The 22,450-nt window shown below is 72.9% G+C and carries 28 protein-coding genes; 8 read left to right on the forward strand and 20 right to left on the reverse strand.

Going from position 1 to position 22,450, the window contains the following annotated elements; all coding sequences use genetic code 11:
* Positions 1–21: 21 nt before the first annotated feature.
* The 3 genes from BM223_RS23470 to BM223_RS23480 all read right to left on the reverse strand — a co-directional run bounded on the left by BM223_RS23470 (position 22) and on the right by BM223_RS23480 (position 2,376).
* The gene (locus BM223_RS23470; protein ID WP_038683595.1) at positions 22–501 is read right to left on the reverse strand and encodes a hotdog fold domain-containing protein; all 480 of its coding nucleotides are present in this window, start codon (positions 499–501) and stop codon (positions 22–24) included.
* Between the two features lie 67 nt (positions 502–568).
* Positions 569–1,468, reverse strand: a complete 900-nt coding sequence (locus BM223_RS23475; protein WP_082003558.1) for a methyltransferase domain-containing protein — start codon at positions 1,466–1,468, stop codon at positions 569–571.
* Entirely contained in the window at positions 1,465–2,376 is a 912-nt protein-coding gene (locus BM223_RS23480) for an alpha/beta fold hydrolase (RefSeq protein ID WP_052138284.1), read from the reverse strand. Before BM223_RS23480 ends, BM223_RS23475 begins: the two co-directional genes overlap by 4 nt.
* A 66-nt stretch (positions 2,377–2,442) precedes the next feature.
* Here BM223_RS23480 and BM223_RS23485 point away from each other — a divergent pair, with 66 nt between their 5' ends.
* Together BM223_RS23485 and BM223_RS23490 are read left to right on the forward strand one after the other, a co-directional pair.
* Positions 2,443–2,937, forward strand: a complete 495-nt coding sequence (locus BM223_RS23485; RefSeq protein ID WP_038677152.1) for a MarR family winged helix-turn-helix transcriptional regulator — start codon at positions 2,443–2,445, stop codon at positions 2,935–2,937.
* Positions 2,938–2,941: 4 nt separating this feature from the next.
* Positions 2,942–3,850 (forward strand): endonuclease/exonuclease/phosphatase family protein, encoded by a 909-nt coding sequence (locus BM223_RS23490; RefSeq protein ID WP_052138283.1) that lies wholly within the window; start codon positions 2,942–2,944, stop codon positions 3,848–3,850.
* Between the two features lie 226 nt (positions 3,851–4,076).
* On the opposite strand, the gene BM223_RS23495 is transcribed toward BM223_RS23490, so the two are convergent.
* The 7 genes from BM223_RS23495 to rsmI form a co-directional block, all read right to left on the reverse strand.
* Complete coding sequence (locus BM223_RS23495; protein ID WP_038677151.1) at positions 4,077–5,930, reverse strand: ABC-F family ATP-binding cassette domain-containing protein; 1,854 nt, start codon at positions 5,928–5,930, stop codon at positions 4,077–4,079.
* Positions 5,923–6,822, reverse strand: coding sequence for a 4-(cytidine 5'-diphospho)-2-C-methyl-D-erythritol kinase (locus tag BM223_RS23500; RefSeq protein ID WP_038677149.1), 900 nt, complete (start codon positions 6,820–6,822; stop codon positions 5,923–5,925). The genes BM223_RS23495 and BM223_RS23500 overlap by 8 nt, the downstream gene beginning before the upstream one ends.
* A complete protein-coding gene (gene rsmA, locus BM223_RS23505) occupies positions 6,819–7,697 on the reverse strand; it encodes a 16S rRNA (adenine(1518)-N(6)/adenine(1519)-N(6))-dimethyltransferase RsmA (protein WP_038677148.1) in 879 nt (292 codons plus the stop codon). Before rsmA ends, BM223_RS23500 begins: the two co-directional genes overlap by 4 nt.
* Before the next feature lie 125 nt (positions 7,698–7,822).
* Positions 7,823–8,986 carry a resuscitation-promoting factor gene (locus BM223_RS30140; RefSeq protein ID WP_052138282.1) on the reverse strand — a complete coding sequence of 388 codons (1,164 nt, stop codon included), beginning with the start codon at positions 8,984–8,986 and terminating at the stop codon, positions 7,823–7,825.
* A gap of 218 nt (positions 8,987–9,204) precedes the next feature.
* Entirely contained in the window at positions 9,205–10,053 is an 849-nt protein-coding gene (locus BM223_RS23515) for a TatD family hydrolase (protein ID WP_038677147.1), read from the reverse strand.
* Positions 10,050–10,907, reverse strand: a complete 858-nt coding sequence (locus BM223_RS23520; RefSeq protein ID WP_038677146.1) for an alpha/beta fold hydrolase — start codon at positions 10,905–10,907, stop codon at positions 10,050–10,052. The genes BM223_RS23515 and BM223_RS23520 overlap by 4 nt, the downstream gene beginning before the upstream one ends.
* On the reverse strand, positions 10,900–11,775 hold the full coding sequence (rsmI, locus tag BM223_RS23525) for a 16S rRNA (cytidine(1402)-2'-O)-methyltransferase (protein ID WP_052139234.1): 876 nt from the start codon (positions 11,773–11,775) through the stop codon (positions 10,900–10,902). Before rsmI ends, BM223_RS23520 begins: the two co-directional genes overlap by 8 nt.
* A gap of 1 nt (position 11,776) precedes the next feature.
* On the opposite strand from rsmI, the gene BM223_RS23530 reads away from it, so the two are divergent.
* The gene (locus BM223_RS23530; protein ID WP_235319150.1) at positions 11,777–13,513 is read left to right on the forward strand and encodes a dolichyl-phosphate-mannose--protein mannosyltransferase; all 1,737 of its coding nucleotides are present in this window, start codon (positions 11,777–11,779) and stop codon (positions 13,511–13,513) included.
* A gap of 4 nt (positions 13,514–13,517) precedes the next feature.
* Here the strand turns inward: BM223_RS23530 and BM223_RS23535 are convergent, their stop codons facing one another.
* Genes BM223_RS23535 through BM223_RS23565 form a run of 9 tightly spaced genes read right to left on the reverse strand, consistent with a single transcriptional unit; the run spans position 13,518 to position 18,559 of the window.
* Complete coding sequence (locus BM223_RS23535; protein WP_038677144.1) at positions 13,518–13,787, reverse strand: DUF7218 family protein; 270 nt, start codon at positions 13,785–13,787, stop codon at positions 13,518–13,520.
* 9 nt (positions 13,788–13,796) lie between these two features.
* On the reverse strand, positions 13,797–14,480 hold the full coding sequence (locus BM223_RS23540; RefSeq protein ID WP_052138281.1) for a hypothetical protein: 684 nt from the start codon (positions 14,478–14,480) through the stop codon (positions 13,797–13,799).
* The gene (locus BM223_RS23545) at positions 14,480–15,712 is read right to left on the reverse strand and encodes an NRAMP family divalent metal transporter (RefSeq protein WP_038677143.1); all 1,233 of its coding nucleotides are present in this window, start codon (positions 15,710–15,712) and stop codon (positions 14,480–14,482) included. Before BM223_RS23545 ends, BM223_RS23540 begins: the two co-directional genes overlap by 1 nt.
* A complete protein-coding gene (locus BM223_RS23550; protein WP_038677142.1) occupies positions 15,709–16,179 on the reverse strand; it encodes a hypothetical protein in 471 nt (156 codons plus the stop codon). Before BM223_RS23550 ends, BM223_RS23545 begins: the two co-directional genes overlap by 4 nt.
* Positions 16,176–16,655, reverse strand: coding sequence for a DUF6328 family protein (locus BM223_RS23555; RefSeq protein ID WP_052138280.1), 480 nt, complete (start codon positions 16,653–16,655; stop codon positions 16,176–16,178). The genes BM223_RS23550 and BM223_RS23555 overlap by 4 nt, the downstream gene beginning before the upstream one ends.
* A complete protein-coding gene (locus tag BM223_RS30145) occupies positions 16,652–16,780 on the reverse strand; it encodes a hypothetical protein (protein WP_255319108.1) in 129 nt (42 codons plus the stop codon). The genes BM223_RS23555 and BM223_RS30145 overlap by 4 nt, the downstream gene beginning before the upstream one ends.
* Complete coding sequence (locus BM223_RS29320) at positions 16,780–16,953, reverse strand: hypothetical protein (RefSeq protein ID WP_158510178.1); 174 nt, start codon at positions 16,951–16,953, stop codon at positions 16,780–16,782. The genes BM223_RS30145 and BM223_RS29320 overlap by 1 nt, the downstream gene beginning before the upstream one ends.
* A gap of 45 nt (positions 16,954–16,998) precedes the next feature.
* Positions 16,999–17,862, reverse strand: a complete 864-nt coding sequence (locus BM223_RS23560; RefSeq protein ID WP_038677141.1) for an SDR family oxidoreductase — start codon at positions 17,860–17,862, stop codon at positions 16,999–17,001.
* Positions 17,863–17,917: 55 nt separating this feature from the next.
* Positions 17,918–18,559 (reverse strand): PAS and ANTAR domain-containing protein, encoded by a 642-nt coding sequence (locus BM223_RS23565; RefSeq protein WP_082003557.1) that lies wholly within the window; start codon positions 18,557–18,559, stop codon positions 17,918–17,920.
* Positions 18,560–18,623: 64 nt separating this feature from the next.
* Here BM223_RS23565 and BM223_RS29325 point away from each other — a divergent pair, with 64 nt between their 5' ends.
* From BM223_RS29325 to BM223_RS23575, 3 genes are read left to right on the forward strand one after another with little or no spacing between them, the layout of a single operon-like run.
* Positions 18,624–18,761 (forward strand): hypothetical protein, encoded by a 138-nt coding sequence (locus BM223_RS29325; RefSeq protein WP_158510177.1) that lies wholly within the window; start codon positions 18,624–18,626, stop codon positions 18,759–18,761.
* Complete coding sequence (locus BM223_RS23570) at positions 18,758–19,762, forward strand: iron-containing redox enzyme family protein (protein WP_038677140.1); 1,005 nt, start codon at positions 18,758–18,760, stop codon at positions 19,760–19,762. The genes BM223_RS29325 and BM223_RS23570 overlap by 4 nt, the downstream gene beginning before the upstream one ends.
* Positions 19,763–19,770: 8 nt before the next feature.
* Positions 19,771–19,971, forward strand: coding sequence for a CDGSH iron-sulfur domain-containing protein (locus BM223_RS23575; RefSeq protein ID WP_235319138.1), 201 nt, complete (start codon positions 19,771–19,773; stop codon positions 19,969–19,971).
* Positions 19,972–20,046: 75 nt separating this feature from the next.
* Here the strand turns inward: BM223_RS23575 and BM223_RS23580 are convergent, their stop codons facing one another.
* Positions 20,047–20,895, reverse strand: a complete 849-nt coding sequence (locus tag BM223_RS23580) for a sigma-70 family RNA polymerase sigma factor (RefSeq protein WP_082003556.1) — start codon at positions 20,893–20,895, stop codon at positions 20,047–20,049.
* A 243-nt stretch (positions 20,896–21,138) separates the two neighbouring features.
* Between BM223_RS23580 and BM223_RS23585 the strand changes: the two genes are divergently transcribed.
* Positions 21,139–21,498 (forward strand): hypothetical protein, encoded by a 360-nt coding sequence (locus BM223_RS23585; RefSeq protein WP_141267126.1) that lies wholly within the window; start codon positions 21,139–21,141, stop codon positions 21,496–21,498.
* A gap of 125 nt (positions 21,499–21,623) precedes the next feature.
* On the forward strand, positions 21,624–22,373 hold the full coding sequence (locus BM223_RS23590; RefSeq protein ID WP_075018732.1) for a response regulator: 750 nt from the start codon (positions 21,624–21,626) through the stop codon (positions 22,371–22,373).
* The last annotated feature ends 77 nt before the right edge of the window (positions 22,374–22,450 follow it).

The raw sequence follows: 22,450 nt of genomic DNA on the forward strand, positions 1-22,450 counted from the left end.
CGTTCCGTCGTCCCCGGACGATCACTTCTTCTTGCTGGTCACCCACAGGTTGATGACGCCGTCGATGACGACCGTGCCGTCGTCCCGGACACCCTTCACGCGGACCGGGAGGTCACCCTCGGCCGCGTCCCACTGCTCCTGGTCGGTCTCGGCCGTGCACGTGATGTCGCTCGTCGCCTTGGCGGTGTAGGCGACCTCCATCCCCTTCGGGATCCACCGCTTGTCCCGCGGGATCGACGCCTCCGCCAGCGCCCCCATCGCCATCTCGAGGCCGTTGCAGAGCGCGATCGCGTGGACCGTGCCGATGTGGTTCTGCACACGACGGCGCTTGGGGATGACGACCTCGGCGTAGTTCGGCCGCAGCTCGGTCACCCGCGGGTGGATCGTCGCGAAGTACGGCGCCTTCTGGCTGAACGCGAACGAGAACACCCGCTTGCCGAGGGTGCCGCCGACGACGGGCAGGCTCGTGGTGGTCTTCCAGAGGCTGTGGACCTGGCTCATGAGCATGAGGCTACTCGTCGGTAACAATGCCCGGCAAGGTGACCTCGGCTACCCGCGGACCCGCTCGTCACGCCTGGCGCGCCTTGCGCGCCACCACGAAGATCCGCCGGAACGGCAGCACCACGCCCTGCCCGTCGTCGGGATACGCCGACCGGAGCCGGCGCTTGAGCTCGTCCTCGAAGCCCGGCCGCAGGTCGTCCGGCAACGCCTGGAGCGTGGGTCGCGCGCCCGTCCCGGACACCCACGTGAACACCGGGTCCGGTCCTCGCAGCACGTGGAGGTACGTCGTCTCCCAGGCATCGACGTCGCACCCGAGCCCCTGGAGGGCCCGCAGGTACGTCGCCGCGTCGTGCGAGCTCGGAACCGCGACCCCGCCCAGGTGCGCGGCGTACGGCTCCTCGGCGGCCAGCTCGTCGCGCAGGGTGTGGCTCGGCTCCCCGAAGTTGCCGGGCACCTGGAACGCCAGCCAGCCGCCGGGCGTCACCGCGCGCACCAGGCCCGGCAACAGGTCGAGATGACCCGGCACCCACTGGAGCATCGCGTTGGACACCAGCACGTCGACACCGCCCTCGGGCGCCTGCTCGAGCCAGTCCCGGACGTCGGCCTGGGCGTACCGGATCCGCGCCGCCGCCTTTGTGTCGGAGGCTGCGCGCACCATGTCAGGACTGGAATCGATGCCGGTGATCGCAGCGGCCGGCCAGCGGTCAGCGAGAAGGGAGGTGAGGTTGCCAGGACCACAACCGAGATCGACCACCACAGTGGGATCGAGCGCGTCCACGCGACCGACGAGATCGACGAACGGCCGGCCCCGTTCGTCGGCATAGGCGAGATAGCGCTGCGGATCCCACACGAGTCCGCCGCCCACGCCGCCAGCAGCGCGCCGGCCGGAACCCTGCGCAGGGCCCTGCGCGGGGCTCGGGTCGGCCGGGTTCACCGGGTCGGCCGGGTTCGGGACGGTCGGGGTCATCGGGTCGCCTCCGCTCGCTCGGCGACGAACTCCAGCACGAGGGCATTCACCGCAGCGGGTCGTTCGAGCTGGAGGAAGTGCCCGGCGCCCTCGACCACGACGGACCGGCTGCCGGCCGGCAGTCGGCCCCCGATCCGGTCGGCCCAGCGGGCGTCGAGGCACCCGTCGTCGGCGCCCTGCAGGTAGAGCAGCGGCACGCGCGGCGCGCCGGTCCAGTCCCGGGCCAGTGGCCGGTAGCGCGCGGGCAGCTGCCAGGCGCGGGGCTGGGCCCGGTAGTAGCCCAGTGCGGCGGCCCTGCGGGCGTCGTCGGGCAGTGCGGCCGCGAGGTGGGCCAGGTCGGTGGTCGCGTCGTAGCCGGGCGACCAGCCCCGCCACAGGTGGGCGACGAGGCGCTCGAAGGCGCGCTCGGGCAGCAGCGGGAGCTGGTTGAACAGCGTGTACCAGCTCAGCGCCGCCTGCCGCGGCAGGATCCGCAGCCAGCGGATCAGGTCGTCGCGGCGCGGGTTCATCGCGGTGAACGGCGGGACGGCGAGCGCCACCACGGCACCGAACGGGTTCGCCTCCGACGCGGCGATGCCGTTGGCCGTGATCGCACCCCAGTCGTGGCCGACGAGCACCGCCCGGTCGTCGCCGCCGAGCGCGCGGTGCAGGCCGAGCGCGTCGTCCATCAGGGCCGGCACGTGGTAGCTGCCGTCGGCCGGGACGCCGCTGGGCGCGTAGCCACGGGTGAACGGCGCGACCACGCGGTAGCCGGCATCGGCCAGCGCGGGGCCGAGGTGGCGCCAGGTGTGGGCGGTGTCGGGGAAGCCGTGCAGGAGGAGGGCCAGCGGCCGTCGTACGTCGTCGGGATCGCCCCAGGTCAGGCTGGCCAGGGTGACCGGCCCGAGGGCGGTGAGGTGCTCGGTCATGGGCCGAGCGTACGCCGAATTTATCTTGACATCAAGATTCTCGACCCACCCGCTACACTGCAGGTCATGGCGGACCGGGACGAGGTCGACTCCCTGATCGAGGCGTGGGCGCGTGAGCGCAACGACCTCGACCTGGCGCCGGTCGCCGTCTTCAGCCGGATCGCGCGGGTCTCCCACCATGTCGACAAGGCGCGTCGCCACGCCTTCACCTCGCACGACATCGAGCCCTGGGAGTTCGACGTCCTGGCGGCGCTGCGCCGCGCCGGGGCGCCGTACGAGCTCTCGCCGGGGCGGCTCCTGCGCGAGACCCTGGTGACCAGCGGGACGATGACCAACCGGGTCGACCGGCTGACCACCCGCGGCCTCGTCGAGCGCCACCCGGACCCCTCGGACCGCCGCGGCGTGCTGGTCCGGCTCACCCCCGAGGGCAAGGACGCGGTCGACGGCGCGTTCGCGGCCCTCCTCGACGCGGAGCGCGAGCTCCTCACCGGCCTGTCCGCGGACGACCAGGCCGAGCTCGCGGGCCTGCTGCGGCGCCTGCTCCTGCCGTTCGCGGGCTGACGTCGTGCCGCGCCTGCGCAGCGACCTGTCCGTCGTGCTGCTGTCCGTCGTGATCGCGGCCTTCGTCGTCCTCGCCCAGGTCCCCGGCGTCGCCGGGACGATCGGCGCCGCGACCCTCCCCTGGGCCGGGCTCCTGCTGCTGCCGCTCCTCGTGCTCGCCCTGCTGCGCCGCTCCTGGACGTCGCTGGCCGCCCCGGTCGCCCTCGGCCTCTGGCTGGTCGCGCTGGCCCCGGCACTGCCCGCCGTCCTGTCCTCCGGCACGGACGAGGCCGAGGGCACCGCCGTCACGTTCGCCAGCCAGAACGTCGAGGCCGACTCCGGGACGTCGGCCGCCTCGGCCCGGACCCTCGCCGACCTCGACAGCGACGTCATCGCCCTGACCGAGATGGACGCCTCCGCCCGCGCCAAGGCCGCCGAGGCCCTCGCCCCGACCCACCCCTACGCCTACACCGCCGGCACCGTCGGCCTGTGGAGCGTCTACCCGCTCAGCAACACCCAGGGCCTCACCCTCGGCCTGTCCTGGAAGCGCGCCCTGCGTGCCGACATCGCCGCCCCCGGCGGCACCGTCCGCGTGTACGTCGTCCACGCCGCCTCGGTGCGCCCCGGCCAGCAGGCCGGCCGGGACTCGATGCTCGACCACCTCGCCTCCGAGATCGACGCCGACGACTCCCCCCGCCTGGTCGCGATGGGCGACTTCAACGCCGCCACCACCGACCCCGCCCTCAAGGGGATCCGCCGCCACCTCTCGGAGCCGCGCTCGACCGGCCTCTCCTTCGGCTTCACCTGGCCGGCCCGCTTCCCGCTGGTCCGGATCGACCACATCTTCGAGCGCGGCCTGACCGTCCTCGGGACCCGCGTCGCCAAGGCGGGCTCCAGCGACCACCGCGCGGTGCTCGCCACCTTCGACGACTGACCCGCCGCCGTTCGCCGGGGACTCCCCGGTCGACCCGAGCCATCCGGGGACACAGTTCGGAACAGCAGGCCCGGGCCGACGGGGGGACTCGGTGGCGGTTGAGGCAATGGACGTCCTCCGCCACTGGCGTTCCCACCACCCATCCTCCGGACCAAGCGCGCGGCGTCAACGCTGGGGGTCGAGGTGTGCGCGGATCGTCGATCCAGCGGCAGCCGGTGAGCCGCTTCTACTCGAGCAGCTCGGCGGCCTCGAGCCACTCGAGCTCGGCCGCCTCCTTCTCCTCCTGGAGCGCGGTGAGCTCGGTCCCGATCGTGGTCAGCCGCTCCGGGTCGGTCGCGTGCTCGCCGAGCGCGGCGGTGAGCTCGGCCTCCCGGGCGGAGAGCCGCTCGAGGACCTTGTCGAGGCGGGCGACGGTCTTCTTCGCCGCGCGCTCCTCGGCGGAGCCTGCGCGCACCTTGGGCTGCGTCGTCGCCGCGACCGCCGGCGGCGTCCCTGCCCCCGCCCCCGCCGCAGCAGCCGGCGACGCGGCCGCCGGAGCAGCGGCCGCCGGAGCAGCGACCACCGGCGTGCCCCCGAGCCGCAGCATCTTCTGGCGCCGCTCGAGGTACTCGTCGACCCCGCGCGGGAGCATCGAGATCTTCCCGTCGCCGAGCAGCGCCCACACCGAGTCGGTGACGCGCTCGAGGAAGTACCGGTCGTGCGAGACCACGATCAGCGTGCCGGGCCAGCCGTCGAGGAAGTCCTCGAGGACGTTGAGCGTCTCGATGTCGAGGTCGTTGGTGGGCTCGTCGAGGAGCAGCACGTTCGGCTCGGTGAGGAGCAGCCGGAGCAGCTGGAAGCGACGGCGCTCGCCGCCGGACAGGTCGCCGATCCGGGCGGTCAGCTTGTCGCCGGTGAAGCCGAAGCGCTCGAGCATGGACGTCGCGCTGATCTCGCCGTCGGCGGTCTTGGCGACCCGGCGGATCCCCTCGACGGTGGCGAGCACGCGGGCCTCGGGGTCGTCGAACTCGACGTTCTGCGAGAGGTGCTGCAGGGCGATGGTCCGGCCGTGGCGCACCTTGCCCACCGACGGCGCGGCCTCCCCCGCGAGAAGGGAGAGGACCGACGTCTTGCCGGCGCCGTTGACGCCGACGAGCCCGATCCGGTCGCCGGGGCCCAGCCGCCAGGTGGCGTGCGAGAGGAGCTGGCGGGTCCCGCGGGAGAAGTCGACGTCCTCGAGGTCGATGACGTCCTTGCCGAGCCGCTGGGTGGCGAAGCGCTGCAGCTCGAGGCGGTCGCGCGGCGGCGGGACGTCCTCGATGAGGGCGTTGGCGGCGTCGATCCGGAACTTCGGCTTCGAGGTCCGGGCCGGGGCGCCGCGGCGCAGCCAGGCGAGCTCCTTGCGGACGAGGTTCTGGCGGCGGGCCTCGGAGGCGGCGGCCTGGCGGGTCCGCTCGGCCTTGGCGAGCACGAAGGCCGCGTAGCCGCCCTCGTAGGTGTCGACGACGCCGTCGTGCACCTCCCACGTCTGCTCGCACACGGCGTCGAGGAACCACCGGTCGTGGGTGACGACGACCAGGGCGGACGGGCGGGCGGCGAGGTGGGCGGCGAGCCAGGCGACGGCCTCGACGTCGAGGTGGTTGGTGGGCTCGTCGAGGACGACGAGGTCGTGGTCGCCGAGGAGCAGTCCGGCCAGCGCGCAGCGGCGGCGCTCGCCGCCGGAGAGCCCGGCCACGGCGCGGTCGAGCTCGACGCCGGCGAGGAGGACGTCGACGATCTCGCGCAGGCGGGAGTCCGCGGCCCACTCGTGGTCGGCCATCCCCTGGAGCACGACCTCCCGGACGGTGTGGCTGTCCTCGAAGTCGTCATGCTGGGCCAGGACGCCGACGAGGAGGCCGCGCTGGCGCGAGACCCGGCCGGCGTCGGGCTCCTCGTCGCCGGTGAGGATCCGCAGCAGGGTGGTCTTGCCGTCGCCGTTGCGGCCGACGATGCCGATCCGCTCACCGGCACCGATGCCGAGCGAGACGTCGGTGAGCAGGGGGCGGACGCCGAAGGACTTCGAGATCCGCTCCAGGTTGATCAGGCTGCGGGGCTCAGGCATAGGTCACCACGTGGGCGCCGGCGACGGGTCCCGGGGCGAGGGTGCACCGGTAGCCGCGCTCGGTCAGGTCGGCGGCCGCGGCCCGCGCCTCCTCGACGCCCTCGTGGAGCATCAGGAGGGTGGGGCCGGAGCCGGAGAGGAGGACCCCGTCGGGGCTCAGGCTGCGCAGCGCGACCTCGACGTCGACGAGGTCGGGGCGCAGGTCGCGGGCGGCGGGCCACAGGTCGTTGGCGAGCAGGTCGCCGATCTCGTCGGCGTAGCCGCCGGCGAGGGCCTCGATCAGCGCGTCGGGGACGGGCGGCTCGGCGGGGGCGTCGGGCGAGAGCTCGTCGAAGTGGCGGTAGACGGCGGGCGTCGAGAGCCCCTCGTCGGACAGGACGACGACCCACCACACCGAGCTGGCGTCGTCGACGGGCGTGACGAGCTGGCCGTGTCCGGTGCCGAGCGCCGTCCCGCCGACGAGCGCGAAGGGGACGTCGGACCCGAGCGTGCCCGCGATCCGGAGCAGGTCGTCGTCGGGCGTCTGCAGGTCCCAGAGCCGGTCGAGCGCGAGCAGCGTCGCGGCGGCGTCGGCCGAGCCGCCGGCCATGCCACCCATCACCGGGATCCCCTTGGCGATGGTGATCGCGGCCGCACGGTCGATGCCGTGGTGCTCGGCGAGCGCGCGGCCGGCGCGGATCGCGATGTTGTCGTCGTCGAGCGGGACGCCGGCCACCGGCTCGGCCAGCGCGACCGACCACGTGGCGGCGTCGGTCACCGAGACGTCGTCGTAGAGGCCGACGGCCTGGTAGACGGTCGCGAGCGGGTGCAGCCCGTCGGGACGGGGACGGCCGACGCCGAGGTGCAGGTTGATCTTGGCGGGAGCACGCACGGTCACGGCGTCCTGGGTCATCGAGCGGCCTCCGAGGTCTCCTGCAGGGCGACCGCGATCGCCACGAACTGGTCGATCCCGAGAGCCTCACCGCGGGTGAGGGGGTCGATGCCGGCCGCGCGCAGGGCGGCCTCGGACGCGTCGGCGCTGCCGGCGAGCTCGCGCAGCGCCCCGCGCAGCGCCTTGCGCCGGTGGGCGAACGCGGCGTCGATGACGGCGAACACGGCCTCGCGACCGACCTGGTCGGTCGGCGGCGGGCGGTGGGTCCAGGCGACGAGACCGGAGTCGACGTTGGGGGCGGGCCAGAAGACGTTGCGCCCGATCGCACCGGCCCGGCGGACGTCGGCGTACCAGGCCGCCTTGGCCGACGGGACGCCGTACGTCTTGGAGCCGGGCGGCGCCGCCAGCCGGTCGGCGACCTCGGCCTGGACCATGACCAGCCCGTGCTTCAGCGACGGGAGCAGCGCCATCAGGTGCAGCAGCACCGGCACGGAGACGTTGTAGGGCAGGTTCGCGACCAGCGCGTGCGGCGGCGGGCCGGGGATCTCGGTGACCGCCAGGGCGTCGGCGAGCACGACCCGGAACCGTTCGGCCTGGCCGGGCGCGAACGCCTGGATCGTGGTCGGCAGCTCGCCCGCGAGCACCGGGTCGACCTCGACGGCGGTCACCTCGGCGCCCACCTCGAGCAGGGCCAGGGTCAGCGACCCGAGCCCGGGACCGACCTCGAGCACGACCTCGCCCTCGACGACGCCGGACTCGCGCACGATCCGGCGCACGGTGTTGGGGTCGATCACGAAGTTCTGCCCGCGCTGCTTGGTCGGACGCAGGTCGAGGCGTGCCGCCAGCTCCCGAACCTCCGCCGGGCCCAGCAGCCGCGGCGCGGAGGTGTCAGGCATGCGCCCCAGCCTAGTGAACGCCGAAGGAGCACGTTCCGGCGGCCGAAGTGACACGTTCCGGCGGTCGAGGGTGCACCCTCGACCGCCGGAACGTGCTCCTTCGTGCGCCGGAACGCGCCACTTCGTCAGCGGGGCAGGCCGAGCTTGGCGGCGCAGCCGGGCCAGGCGCCGTAGCCGCCGGAGGCGTCGCGGACCTTGGTGGCGATGGCGATCTGGGTCTCGCGGGAGGCCTGGTGCGGGAGGCCGGTGCCGCCGTAGGCGCGCCAGGTGCCCGCGTTGAACTGCAGGCCGCCGTAGTAGCCGTTGCCGGTGTTGATCGCCCAGTTGCCACCGGACTCGCACTGGGCGAGGCGGTCCCAGACGGTGTTGCCGCCGGCGTAGTTGGCGGTGACCTGCTCCTTGGTGCCGACCCGGACGACCTTGGTCGTGGGCTTGCGGGTCACGTCGGCGGTGAGGACGACGCGCCGGACGACCTCGCCGTTGCGCACGGTCACCTTGTAGGTGACGTCGCGACGACCGTCGGCGCCGGCCTCGACGACCTTGGTCTCGCCCTTGTACATCGCGTCGTCCTCGATCTCCTTGACCGGGGCGCTGACGACCTCGCCGGCGACCTTGCGCTGGCGGACCTCGATGTCGGTGAAGACGATCCGGTCGCCGTCGGAGATCGCGGCGTCGCGGGCCGGCTGGGTGCGGTCCTTCGGGTCGAGCTCGACGCCGACCGCGGCCAGCGCCTCCTCGACGGTGAGGGCGGGGACCTCGCGCTTGACCGGCTTCTTGCCGGCGAGGGCGAAGGTGAGCTTCTTGGGGGTGACGACGTCGATCTCGGCGCCGCCGCGGTCGATCGTCATGCCCCGGCTGGTGGAGAGCCGGCTGTCGGCGTAGACGGTGCCGATCTGCGCGAGCGCGCCCTCGACGTCGGTGGCGGTGACCCAGTGGGTGCTGGTCTCGCCGTCGACGGTGAGCTCGATCGGGCGGCTGTAGAGCACCGCGATCTTGTCGCCCTTGCTGATCTCCTCGTCCAGACCGGGCTGGACGACGTCGCGATCGGACACCTCGATGCCCTCGTCCCGGAGCACGTCGCCGACGGTGTCACCCATCGTGGAGACGGTGCGCGGCTTGCCGTCGACCGAGAGCGTGACCTCGGTGGACATCGTCGAGTAGCCCCAGGTGACGGCCGAGACGGCCACGAGGACGGTGGCGACGACGGCGGTGAGGGCGACCCGGCTGTGGGCCAGCTTCAGAACGGTTCCCTTGAGGGACTGGGCAAGGCTGTGGCGTGCAAGTCGCACGATTCTCCGAACGTCGTACTCCCCGGGCCTCGGTTCCGGCCAGCTCGATTCCCGAGTGAGCTGGCCGGTCGAAACTGCCTCCGATCCCGGCCTTCAGTCATCCACCACAACGTGACTCCGGGGCGGATTGCAACTTGGCGAGGGCTCTAGGAGCGGCTCGCGGTGAGCGGAGTCACCCGTCAACGCCTCATGAGTCACACCAGTCACAGCGCGCGGAACTACCAGGAACCGCCGAACGCAGCCTCGGTCGTGGCGTCGATCGCGGCGCAGAGCTCACCGAGGTCGTCGCCCCGCTCGGCGGCCATCGCCCGCACCGTCACCGGCACCAGGTACGACGCATTGGTGCGCCCGCGGTAGGGGGACGGCGTCAGGTAGGGCGCGTCCGTCTCGACGAGCAGCCGGTCGCGCGGCACGATGCGCAGCGCCTCGCGCAGCGGCGCCGCGTTCTTGAAGGTGACGGTGCCGGCGAACGACAGGTAGGCGCCGCGGTCGAGGCAGGCCCGCGCGAACGCCGCGTCGCCGGAGAAGCAGTGCATCACCCAGCGCTCCGGGACGCCCTCGTCGTCGAGGACGGCGAGGATCTCGTCGTGGGTCTCGCGGTCGTGGATGACGAGCGTCTTGTCGAGCCGCTTGGCCAGGTCGACGTGCCGGCGGAACGACTCCACCTGCACCGCGCGGCCGTCGTCGCCGGTCCGGAACGAGTCGAGGCCGGTCTCCCCCACCGCGCGCACCTTCGGGTGGGCGCCGGCGAGCCGCTCGATCTCGTCCCAGGCCGCCTCGAGGGCGGCCCGGCCGCCGTCGGCGAGGATCCGCGGCGCCTCGTTGGGGTGCAGCGCCACGCCCGCGACGAGCTCGGCGTGCTCCGCGGCCGCGGCGACGGCCCAGCGCGCACCGGGCAGGTCGCAGCCGATCTGCACGATCCGGCGGACGCCGACCGACGCGGCGGTGTCGATCGCCGCCCGCGCGTCCCACGGCTCGTCCCCGCGGCCGATGTCGAGGTGGCAGTGGTTGTCGACGACGGGGTGCGGCAGCGGCTCCGGTACGGGCGGGCGCTCGTCGGCGCTCACGACGCCGTGGAGCGCGCGCGGTCGATGATCGCCTCGGCCAGCGCGTCGGGCGCCTGGGTCGGGATCCAGTGCGAGACGCCGGCGAGCTCGACGAAGCGGTACGGCGCCTCGACGAGGTGGGCCGTGCGCTCGACGCCCCAGCGGCCGAGCGCGATGTCGTCGTCGCTCCACACCATGGTGGTGGGCACGGTGACCTTGTGCCGGGTCAGCCGCGGGTCGGCCAGCGGCAGCGCGCGGTACCAGTGGAGCGCGGTGGTGAGCGCGCCGTCGTCGACGATCTCGGCACGGAAGCGGACGACGTCGTCGGCGGTCATCCCGGCAGCGCGGAGCTGCTTGTCGAGGAGGCCGCCGGGCGTGCGGGCCAGCCGCTCGGGCAGGAAGGGCACCTGGAAGGCCAGCATGTACCAGGACTTCAGACCCTGCGTGGAGCGCACCATCGAGGTGAGGAACGCCTGCGGGTGCGGCACGGAGACCGCGGTGAGGCTGGCGACCAGGTCGGGGTGGTGCATCGCGAGGAGCCAGGCCGGGATCGCGCCCCAGTCGTGGCCGACGACGTGCACCCGGCCGCCGGCCGCCTCGGCGAGCGCCCGGACGTCGCCGAGCAGCTCGGTCATCCGGTAGTCGCGGCGCCGCCGCGGCCGGGCGCGGGGCGAGTAGCCGCGCTGGTCCATCGCGAGGGTGCGGTAGCCGGCCTCGTGCAGCAGCGGCGCCACCAGGCGCCAGCAGTCGGCCCGCTCGGGGAAGCCGTGGAGCAGGACCACGACCTCGCCGTCGATCGGCCCCTCGTCGTGGACGTCGAGGACGAGACCGTCGCGCTGGACGGTCGTGATCCGGTCGGTTGTCAGCTCAGCCATCGATGTGCACCACCTGGTAGACGTCGCGCTTGGGAAGTCCAGCCTGCACGGCGACCGCGGCGATCGCCTCCTTGCGCCGCATGCCGGACTCCTCGAGCGCGGCGACGGCGGCGCGGAGGCTGTCCGGGTCGGAGGCGACGGCGGAGCCCGGGGTCGCGCCGGTGACGACGATCGTCACCTCGCCGCGGATGCCCTCGGCGGCCCACGTGACGAGGGCGGCGAGCCCGTCGCGGCGCACCTCCTCGTGGGTCTTGGTCAGCTCGCGGCACACGACGGCGGCCCGGTCGTCGCCGAAGGCGTCGCGCATCGCGGCGAGCGCGGCCTCGGTGCGGTGGGGTGCCTCGAAGAACACCATCGTGCGCTGCTCGGTCGCCAGGTCCGCCAGCCGCCGGGCCCGCTCCCCCGCCTTGCGCGGCAGGAAGCCCTCGAAGCAGAACCGGTCGACCGGCAGGCCCGACACGGCGAGCGCGGTCAGCACCGCCGAGGGCCCCGGGACGGCGGTCACCCGCACGCCCGCCTCGACGGCCGCGGCGACGAGCCGGTAGCCCGGGTCGGAGACGCTCGGCATGCCGGCATCGGTCACCAGCACCACGCGCTCGCCGGCGACGAGCGCCTCGACGAGCGACGGCGTCCGCGCGGCCTCGTTGCCCTCGAAGTACGACACCACGCGCCCGCTGAGCTCGATGCCGAGGTCGGTGACCAGGCGGCGCAGCCGGCGGGTGTCCTCGGCGGCGACCACGTCGGCGCCCGCGAGCTCGGCGGCGAGCCGGGGCGGGGCGTCGTCCACCTGACCGATCGGCGTGCCCGCCAGCACCAGGACTCCACTCACGTCCCGATCCTTGCAGACCGGTTGCGTAGGCTTCCGCATCGTGACCGTGACCGGCCTCTCCCGCACCGCGCTCGGGCAGCGCGTGCCGCTGGCCGTCGAACGGGCCGTCAACCCGCTGCGGCGCCTCGGTGCCCGCGAGAAGCTGGTCGGCTGGCTCGCGCCCCTCGCCCTGACCCTGCTGGCGTTCGCGCTGCGGGTGGTCGGGCTGGGCAACCCCAACCGGTTCGCGTTCGACGAGACGTACTACGCCAAGGACGCGTGGTCGCTGCTCAACAACGGCTACATCCAGACCTACGTCACCGACGCCGACGGCAACCCGAAGACCGACATCAACGCCGACATCCTCTCGGGGCACACGCAGGGGATCTGGACGGGCGACCCGTCGCTCGCCGTGCACCCGGACGTCGGCAAGTGGCTGATCGCCCTCGGCGAGAAGGCGTTCGGCATGGACCCCTTCGGCTGGCGGATCGCCTCCGCCGTCGCGGGTGCGCTGATGGCCCTGGTGATCTGTCGCCTGGTCCGCCGGATCACCGGCTCCACCATGCTCGGCTGCGTCGCCGGCACGCTGCTCATGCTCGACGGCCTGCACTTCGTGCTGTCCCGGCTGGCGCTGCTCGACATCTTCCTCGCGCTGTTCCTGCTCTGCGCGGTCTCCTGCCTGGTCGCCGACCGCGACTGGCACCGGGCACGACTCGCCGCTCTCGCCCGCCGTACCGACGACGGGGTGGCCCTGACCGGCTGGGGCCCGCGGATCCTCTTCCGGCCGTGGCTGCTGGCGGCCGGCGTCTGCTTCGGCCTCGCCCTCGGCACCAAGTGGACGGCGGCCTACCCCCTCGCCGCGTTCGGCGTCATGTGCTGGCTGTGGAGCGCCAACGCCCGCCGCTCGCTGGGCATCCGCTGGGCCGTGGTCAAGGGTGCGCTCGTCGACGGCGTCCCCGCCTTCCTGCAGCTGGTGATCGTCGCGGTCCTCGTCTACATCGCCACCTGGGGCGGCTGGCTCGCGCACGCCGACCAGTACGAGGAGCACCTCAGCTCGACCCAGTACCGCCAGTACACCGGGCAGGGCCGCTGCGCGAAGGACGACGACTCGTACGTCGCGACCGACCTCGACACCACGAAGAAGTGGCCGACCGCCGACGAGAAGGACGCGAGCGGCCTGGGTGAGGTCTGGCAGTCGCTGCGCTCGCTCTGGTACTACCACCAGGACGTCTACACCTTCCACACCCACTTCCTGAACTGCTCGACCCATTTCTACGAGTCGAAGCCGTCGGGATGGCTGCTCATCAACCGGCCCGTGGGCGTGGCGGTCACCAACGACATCCCCCCGAGCACGCCGGGCTGCGACGCGCCCGCGGGCAGCGACTGCATCAAGCAGGTGCTGCTCGTCCCCACTCCCGTGCTGTGGTGGGGCGGCGTGGTCGCGCTGCTGTTCTCGTTGGTGATGTGGATCGGCGCGCGCGACTGGCGCTACGGGATCGCGGTGGTGGGGGCGCTGTCGACCTGGCTGCCCTGGATGCTGTACGACGACCGCCCGATCTTCCTCTTCTACGCGATCGCTGTGCTGCCGTTCACCGTCATCGCGATCACGCTCAGCATCGGGACCTTGATCGGGCCGTCCCGCGCGCCCTCACCACGCCGTACGGCAGGGGTGATCGTGGCGGGCGCGTTCGTCATCCTCACGCTCGTGAACTTCGCGTGGTTCTACCCGATCTGGACCAACCAGATGCTGACGCACAGCGAGTGGCTCGACCGGGTCTGGTTCTCCCGCTGGATCTAGCGGTCTAGTGCTCGCGCAGCGCCTTGATGAGCTTCGCCTTCTTCATGTACGAGCGGCCCTCGATGCCGATCTCGCTGGCGCGCTTGCGCAGCTCGGCGACGGTCCACTCCTCGTAGGGCTCGGCCTTCCCCCCACGCTTGCCGACCGTCGAGGATCCCTCGGCGGCCATGGCGTTGGAGATCCGGGCGGCCTTCTCCTTGCTGGCGCCGTCGTCGCGCAGCGCCTCGTAGACGTCGGGCTTCTTGACACTGGGTCCGGGACTCTTCCTGGGCATGGCCCCTCGTTACCCGCGCAGCGGGAGGAGAGACGTACCGCGCTCGATGCGCACCTCACCCGCGTCGACGTCGAGGACGACGCCGGGGCCGAGGTCGACGACCCGGGCGTGACGGTGCAGCCAACGGACGATGCCGGCGACGACGGCCGGTCCGGGCTCGCTGCGCCGGTCGTAGCCGAGCAGCGCCCCGGGGCGGCCGGGACCCACGATGAGCGCGACGACCTCGTGCGGGTCGTCCCGGCCCGCGTGGCCCGGAACGCCGACCACGCAGAGGTCGAGCACCTTCGAGCGGCGGGGCAGCTCGGCGCAGCGGACCGGGATGCCGAGGACGTCCCCCACCCGGAGGCGGTGCGGGTCCTCGGCGCGGGCGCGCTCCATCCGCGGCAGCCGGGCGTGGGCGACGTTGAGCCGGACGTCGCTGCCCACCTCGTCGACCAGGCCGAGATCGGCGACTAGTGGGAGGTCGCGGTCGGCGGCGGCCGCGCGGGTCAGCCGGTGCATCCGGGCCAGCAGCCCGCTGAGCCGCGGCAGCAGCGCCGGCAGGCCCACCAGCAGCGCGGTGGGGACCAGCCGGCCGTCGGAGAGCCGGGTGAGCTCGACGTCGTCCACCTTGGCGACGAGCCGGTCGGCGGCACCCACGATCTGCCGGTCCAGCAGGTGCAGGCTGACGTCGTAGCGGTCCCGGGCGGTCATCAGTGCTGTCCCATCGACGTCACGATCATCAGGGGGATCGCCGCGAGCGAGACGACGAGCACGATGCCCAGGTAGAAGACCCCGAGGACGTTGGCGAGCCGTCCGTTGCGGTGCTCCCCCAGGTAGTCCGGGTCGTTGGCGACCACGAGGATCGGCAGGTACGTCAGTGGCAGGGCGATGGCGGAGAACACCACGGACATCTCGGTCACCATGATCGGGTCCACCCCCGTCAGCAGCACGCCGGCGCCGAGGGCGGTCGCCAGCAGGATGATCACGTGGAAGCCGGCGGCGTCCCGAGGCCGGACGTACTTGCCCCACTGGAAGCCGAAGTACTGCGCCAGGCTGTAGCCCACCGACAGCCCGGTCTCGCAGGCCGCGCCGAAGGTGGCGGCGAAGAAGCCGAGCACCACGACCGCGAGCCCGATCTTGCCCAGGGCCAGCGCCACGGGGAGCCCCACCTGGCCGAGCGTCTCGACGCTGATGCCGTGCGGCAGGAAGACCTCCGCCGCGCAGCCGGCGATCGCGAGCGCGAGGATGCCGCCGAGGGGGAAGCCGATGAACACGTTGGCCCGCATCACGCCGATGTCCTTGCGGGTCCAGCGCTCCTCGACACCGCCGCTGGAGAAGAAGAACACCTCGTAGGGCGTCATCGCGGCGCCGAAGAGAGCGACCGCGAAGTAGGCGTACGTCGTCCAGCTCTCACCACCCGGGTTGGACGTCGGCGCCAGCTGGTGGAGGACGTCGTTCCAGTCGGGCCCGAGCTGCCACAGCGCGACCGCGAACCCGATGAGCGAGAGCCCGAGCAGGCCGAGGACGTTCTCGATCGACGAGAACTTCGCGCGCCAGAGCACGATCCACACGGCCGCCGCCACGAACGGCACGACGAGCACGTGGTTCACCGAGCTGACCAGCTGGAGCGCGAGCGCGACACCGCCGATCTCGGCGATGAAGGTGAGCAGGGTAACCAGGATCGAGCCGACCAGGTTGAGCATGCCGACCCGGGGGCCGAGCCGCTCGCGGACCAGGTCGAAGGTCGCCCGGTGGCTGACCGCGGCGATCCGCCCCGCCATCTCGGCGAAGACGCAGATGCCGCCGACGCCGAGCAGCACCACCCAGGTCATCGACCACCCGAAGCGGGCGCCGACCTGGGCGTCGGTGACGAGGTCCCCGATGTCGACGAAGCCACCGATGGCGGTCAGGACGCCCAGCAGGACGCCGAGATAGCGCTTCACGACCGCTCCGCGCGGGCGGCGGCGCGCAGGGCCTCCTGGTCGAGCGCCGTCCCGAGCCTGGCCAGCTCGTCGGCCAGCTCCGCGTCGTCGTACCGGCCGGCGACGGCGAGCGCCCGCACCTGCCGGGTGGCCTCGGCCGCCTGGCCGAGCAGGTCGAGCGCGGTCGCCGCGGCGTCCGTGCGCTCCGGGGGCACCTGGAGCCGGGAGAGGTCCTCCTCGGCCGTGCCGGCGGCCTCCTCGGCCTCGGACACCAGGACCGTCGTGTACGACGACCAGGTGCGGTCGTCGGCGGCGGCCCGCAGCGCGAGGCGGGCCGTGCCCACCTCGCCGGACGCGTCGTCGAGCGCCTGCTGGGCACTCTGGTCCCACCCGGCCGGGTCCGGCTGGGAGACGACCGAGCACCCGGCGAGCGCGAGCAGCGCCAGGAGGGGGACCGCGACGGCGGTCGTACGCCAGGGCCGCCTCACCGTGCGTGACCCCGCCCTGAGAGCGGGACCACTGCCCACATCACGATGAAGGCCAGCGCGACCGCCGCCGCGGCGATCAGGGCGGCGGCGAGGCCGAGGACGACGTCGAAGACGAGCAGCACCACGGCGGCGGAGACGATCGCCAGGCCGGTCAGCCCCGCCAGCGCGCACCGGTGCGCCGCCCGCACGATCCAGTCCCGCTGCCCCTGCCGGAACAGCAGGCGGTGGTAGCAGACCGGCGCCACGATCACGAGCGTCGTGAGCACCGCCGTGACGAGGATGCCCAGGTAGAGCCGCTGCTGGAGCTCGGTGAGCGAGCTGAACCGCTCGGTGAACGGCACGGTCAGCAGGAAGCCGGTGAGGATCTGCACGCCCGTCTGCATGACGCGCAGCTCCTGCAGCAGCTCGTTGAGGTTGCGGGTGATCTGCTGCGGCGGCCGGGACCGGCGGGACCGCAGTCCGGCCGGGGTGGTCACCCGGCACGCTCCTCCGGGGCGGACTCCGGCACGGGCGGGACGTCCGGGGCGACCGGGTCGACGGGCTCGACCGGCTCCACCGGTTCGTCAGGCTCCGTCGGTCGTTCGGGATCGGGGATGGTCATCAGTCCGGCTCCTGGTCTCCGGTGCGGGCGTCGGGGCCGGTGGCGCCCTCCTGGACGTCCCGGTCGTCGGGGTGGCCGGCGACGGCGTCGCTCGGCTCGATCTCGTCGGCGTCACCGAGGTTGTCCACCTCGGAGACCTGGCCCTCGCGGTCGGAGCGTGCTCGTGGGTCCATGGCCCGGAGGTACCCGTCGTCCCGAGCCGCATTCGCCGCGACCCGCTAGAAGACGGGCTTCCCGCCGGTCACGCCCAGCACCGTCCCCGACACGTACGACGCGTCGCCGGGCGAGGCGAGGAAGACGAACGCCGGCGCGACCTCGGCCGGCTGCCCGGCCCGGCCCAGCGGGGTGTCGACGCCGAACCGCTCGACCTTCTCGGGCTCCTGGGTCGCGGGCTGCAGCGGCGTCCAGATGGGCCCGGGCGCGACCGCGTTGACGCGGACGCCGTCGCTGCCGAGGGAGGCGGCGAGGTTGACGGTCAGGTTGTTGATCGCCGCCTTCGTCGCGGCGTAGTCGAGCAGCGTCTCGGACGGCTCGAACGCCTGGATCGAGGTGTTGTTGACGATGCAGCCGGGTCGCTTGCGCAAGTGCGGCGCGGCCGCCCGGACCAGCCACATGAGGGCGTAGAGGTTCGTCTTGAAGGTCCGGTCGATGCGGTCGTCGCTGAGGTCGTCGACGGCGTGGTCGCGGGCCATCTGGTAGCCGGCGTTGTTGACCAGGACGTCGAGCCCGCCGAGCTCGGCGACGGTCCGCGCGACGGCCTCGTCGCAGGCGGGCCGCTCGGTCAGGTCGAGCGCGAGCGGCAGGGCGCGGCGGCCGGCGTCCTCGACCAAGGCGGTGGTGGCGTCGGCGTCGTCCTGCTCCTCGGGCAGGTAGGTGAAGGCGACGTGAGCGCCCTCGCGGGCGTAGGCGAGCGCGACGGCGCGGCCGATGCCGGAGTCGCCGCCGGTGACGAGCGCGACCTGGCCCTCGAGCCGGCCGTGCCCGACGTAGCTGTCCTCGCCGTGGTCGGGCACGGGATCCATCTCGTCGGTCCGCCCCGGAGGCGTCTGCTGCTGGGCAGGGAAGGGGGTCTCGTCAGTCATTCACGGGCGTTACCCGGATGCCGGCCGCCGACCCGGGTACGGCCCGCGGAGCCGGTCACTGCGACCGACTGGCGGTGAGGTCGTCGAGCAGTGCGTCGAGCAACCGGCGCAGGCCCGGGTGGCTGACATGCCCCTCCCGAGCCACCTGGATCAGGCGCTCGGCGACCTCCCGCACCTTCACGTTGCGGTTGCGCGACCACCACTTGAGCATCGCGAACGCCGCATCGGCGTCGAGACCGTAGCCGAGCATGAGGATGCCCTTGGCCTGCTCGATGGTGTCGCGCGCCTTGGCCGAGGCGGCGACCGCGGCATCGGCAGCGGCGCTGGTCTCGGCCTCGAGCTCGGGGGTGAGGTCGAGGTAGTAGCCGACCAGGCGGTCCACCTTGCCGCTGGTGCGGCCGTCGTCGTACACGCCCTCGCCGCAGAGGACGACGTTGCGCACGGTGTCGCCCACCAGGAGCCGGTAGTAGACGTTGAACGGCGCGCCGTCGTCGACGGCCTCGGCCAGGGTCTGCTCGACGACCTCGCGATCCAGCTCGTGCTTGTGCCCCATGACCAGCTCGGTGGTCGGCTCCACCGCGCCCGGCTCGTAGCCGTGGATCACGTAGACGTCGTCGTCCCACTCCCACTTCTCCGAGGCGACGTGGAACACGAACCGGCCCGTCTGGCGCGGTCCTTCCACCCGATGCGTCGTCATGTCTTCCTCCGCCGTATGTGTGCACAGGGCCGGGGTACTCCGCAACCACCACCGAGGAGGTCAGATGTACCGCAATGCGCGTTGCGACGGCAACTATCCCGAACCCCGATCGGGCAGCACGACGGGGGTCCTGGTCCAGCAGCTCCGCTGGGCGCTGGCCCGCCTGATCTGGGGCGCGCAGTGGGAGGGGCGGACCGGATGATCCGGCTCCCCGAGCCCTGCGGCCCCCTGAGCGAGGGCGTGGTCCGCGCGCTGCGGGCCCGGCCGGACGGCCCGCACGCGGTCGCCGAGCCGCGCGCGATGGGCGATGTCGAGTACCCCCTCACCGACCGCGACTTCCAGCTCGCCCTGTGGATGCTCTACGAGCTGCACTACGGCGGCTTCGAGGACGTGCCGCCGGAGGTCGAGTGGGACCCGCTGCTCATCGTCAGCCGCGCCGCCCTGGAGCGCACGCTCGAGCACGCCGTGCGCCGTCTCGTCGGACCGGTGAGCGTGCCCGACGGCGACATCACCCGGGCGCTCGTCAAGCTCACGACCGCGTCGGGGCCCTCGGAGGTGGCGCGCTTCCTGCACCGCCGCGCGACCCGGGCGGAGTTCTGCTCCTACCTGCGCGAGCGCGCCGTCTACCACCTGCGCGAGTCCGACCCGCAGAGCTTCGTGCTCCCCCGGATCAGCGGCGCCGCGAAGACGGCGCTCGCCGAGCTGCAGAACGACGAGTACGGCGCCGGCGAGCCCTCGCGCCAGCACCAGCTGCTCTTCGCGCAGGCGCTCACCTCGCTCGGCATGACGACCGACCTGACGTCGTACGTCGAGGAGGCCGAGGGCGCCACGCTCGCCTCGGTCAACGTGATGTCGCTGTTCGCGCTCAACCGGCGCCTGCGCGGCGCCGCGATGGGCCACCTGGCCGCGTTCGAGGCGACGAGCTCCATCCCCTGCGACCGGATCCTGCGCGGCGCGCGACGGCTGCGGCTGCCCGAGGAGGTCGCGGCCTACTACGACGAGCACGTCGAGGCCGACGCCATCCACGAGCAGCTCGCGATCCGCGGCATCTGCGCCCGGCTGGCCGAGGACGAGCCCGACCTGACCGACGACATCATGCTGGGCGCGCTCGCCTGCCTCGCGGTGGACGGGCTCGCGGGCGACGTCCTCCTCCAGGGGTGGCAGGCCGACCGGGCCGAGCGGACCAGCCGGGAGGCGGGATGAAGCGGCGGGTGAGCGTGGTCGAGTGCCCGGGCGGGCCGCTGCTCGTCCGCGGCGCCGACGAGGTCGTCAGCGCCGACGGCTCGGTGGCGGCCGTCGAGCGCTCCGTCGTCGCCGTGTGCCGGTGCGGTCGCTCCGACCGGCTGCCGTGGTGCGACGACAGCCACAAGGACCGCGCCAAGCGCAAGAAGAAGCGCGCGCAGGAGTCGTGAGCGACGACGGTCCGCCGATGGTGTCCCTCGAGCGTGTCGGGGACCGTATCGGCGGACCGTCGTCGTGTCCGCGGGTCAGGCGGCGTGGTGCGGCGAGTGGTCCGGGCCGAGCGAGCGCCGCAGATCGGTGAAGATCCGCTGGAGCAGGCGCGAGACCTGGACCTGGGTGACGCCGAGCCTGTCGGCGATCTCCTGCTGGGTGAGCTGGTCGTAGAACCTCATCTGCAGGATCCACCGGTCGCGCGGCTTGAGCTGGCGACAGGCCGGCCCGAGCATCGCGACCGCCTCGCTGTGCTCGAAGCCCGGGTCCTCGTCGGGCAGCAGGTCGCCGAGCGGGCTGCCGGTGGCGGCCACCGGCTCGTCCAGCGACGCCGCGTGGGCGAGGTCGCCGCACGAGAGCGCCTCCTCGACCTCGGCGACCGGGCAGTCGAGCTCCGTGGCCAGCTCCTCGGGCAGCGGCGGCCGCCCGAGCTGCTGGGTGAGCTCCTCCTCGGCGGCGACCAGCCGCGGCCGGATCTCCTGGATCCGGCGCGGGGGCCGGACCGCCCAGGAGACCGAGCGGAAGTGCCGCTTGAGCTCGCCGAGGATGCTCGGCACGGCGAAGACCAGCAGGTCGTCCCCGCGCTCGGGGTCGAAGCCCTGGACCGCACGGGTCAGGGCCAGGCAGGCGACCTGCTCGAGCTCGTCGAGGCTCTGGCCGCGGTTGCGGTAGCGCGACGCGAGGGAACGCGCGACCGGGATGTTGAGCACGATGACCTCCTCGAGGAGGCGATCGCGCTCGGGGCCGGTGAGATCACGGGCCAGGGCGAGGAGCTCGGCCGTCCGGGCCTTGCGCTCGGCCGAGCTGACGGCCGGTGTTGCTGCTCCCGTTGCGGACGGAATCGTCGGGCTGTTCAGAGGTTTGACAGAAGAAACGGTGGACACGGTCTACTCCCGGGAATCGGAAGCGGTGTGGCGGTGGGCTTGGCCACGTGGCGTTCAACGTTCCCCCGACCATAGCGCTTTTCAGGGAAGTGCACCACCCGGAATGACTAGTCACCCTGGTTACGAAGAATCACCAAGGAGAGGACATCGATTCGCATAACGGACCGGTCGTTCGAGGGTTCTACTAGTGGAAGGGCGCACGAGGCGCCCGCAGCATCCGGAGTCTCTCCGGCGGAGGTCGTGGTGGAGCAGATCGTCGTGGCTTTGAGCCCGTTCACGCGTCGCAGTCGCTCATTGGCGGTCAGCCACGTGGCGCAGGGGCTGCTCCGCGGGCTCGAGCAGGGCGAGCACGTGATCGTCCACGACCCGGAGGCCGACGAGCACTTCACCGCCGTCGTGGCCGACCTCGAGTTCGAGCTCGCCGACACGTCGTACCGGATCGAGATCGGGACCCGGATCACCGCTGCCGAGGCCGACGAGTGGCTCGCTCCCCCCGACGGCGACGACCGCCTCACCACCCAGGACATCGTGGCCCTGCTCGAGGCGCTGCGGCGCAGCGAGCGCGACGTGTCCGCGGCGCTGGCCGAGCTCCGCGTCCGCTGAGCGCACTCCCACCCCGGTCGATCGACACCCGGTGACTAGTCCTAACTGACCAGTCACCTGGGTCCACCGGCCGGACCTTGGTGACAGGTCTCGATGTTCTCGGCGCGGTGCACCAGAATCGTTCCGTGCCCGCTCAGAATCCGATCCGCGTCTACATCGTCGACGACCACGAGGTCGTCCGCCGGGGCGTCGCCAGCCTCCTCGCGACCGACCCCGAGCTCGAGGTGGTCGGACAGTCCGGCAGCGCCGGCGTCGCCCTGCGCGAGATCCTCGAGCTGCGCCCGGACGTCGCCGTCCTCGACGCCAACCTCGCCGACGGCACCGGCGTGGACGTGTGCCGCGAGATGCGCGCCGTCGACCCCGAGATCAAGGGCCTGATCCTCACGACGTACGACGACCCCGACGCCATCTCCGCGGCCATCCTCGCGGGCGCGTCGGGCTACGTGCTCAAGAAGATCGAGGGCAACTCCCTCCTCAACGGCATCAAGCTCGTCGCCGGCGGCCACTCGCTCATCGACCCCGCCGTCGCCAGCCGGGTCGTCGAGCAGATGGAGATGCAGCGCCGCTCGCTCGACGTCGTGTGCGAGCTGACGCCGCAGCAGCGCAAGATCTTCTTCCTCATCGCCGAGGGCATGACCAACCGGCAGATCGCCGAGCAGCTCTACCTCGCCGAGAAGACCGTCAAGAACCACGTCACCGGGCTGCTCAGCCGGCTCGGGCTCCAGCACCGCACGCAGGCCGCGCTGCTCGCCGTCCGGCTGCGGGGGGCGGAGTCCGCGACCGTGGCCGCGCCCGCCGTGCCCGCCGTGCCCGCCGCGCCCGCCGGTCCGGCCGGTGTGGCGGCGGGGTATGGCGCGGAGCGCCGCGTGGGCTGAGGCCCGGCGCCAGTTTCGCCGGTCGACCGGCGAAACTCACGCTTGACCGACGAAGGATCATCGGTCAAGCGTGAGTT

It is taken from the genome of Pimelobacter simplex, from assembly GCF_900114845.1.
Lineage (GTDB): Bacteria > Actinomycetota > Actinomycetes > Propionibacteriales > Nocardioidaceae > Nocardioides > Nocardioides simplex.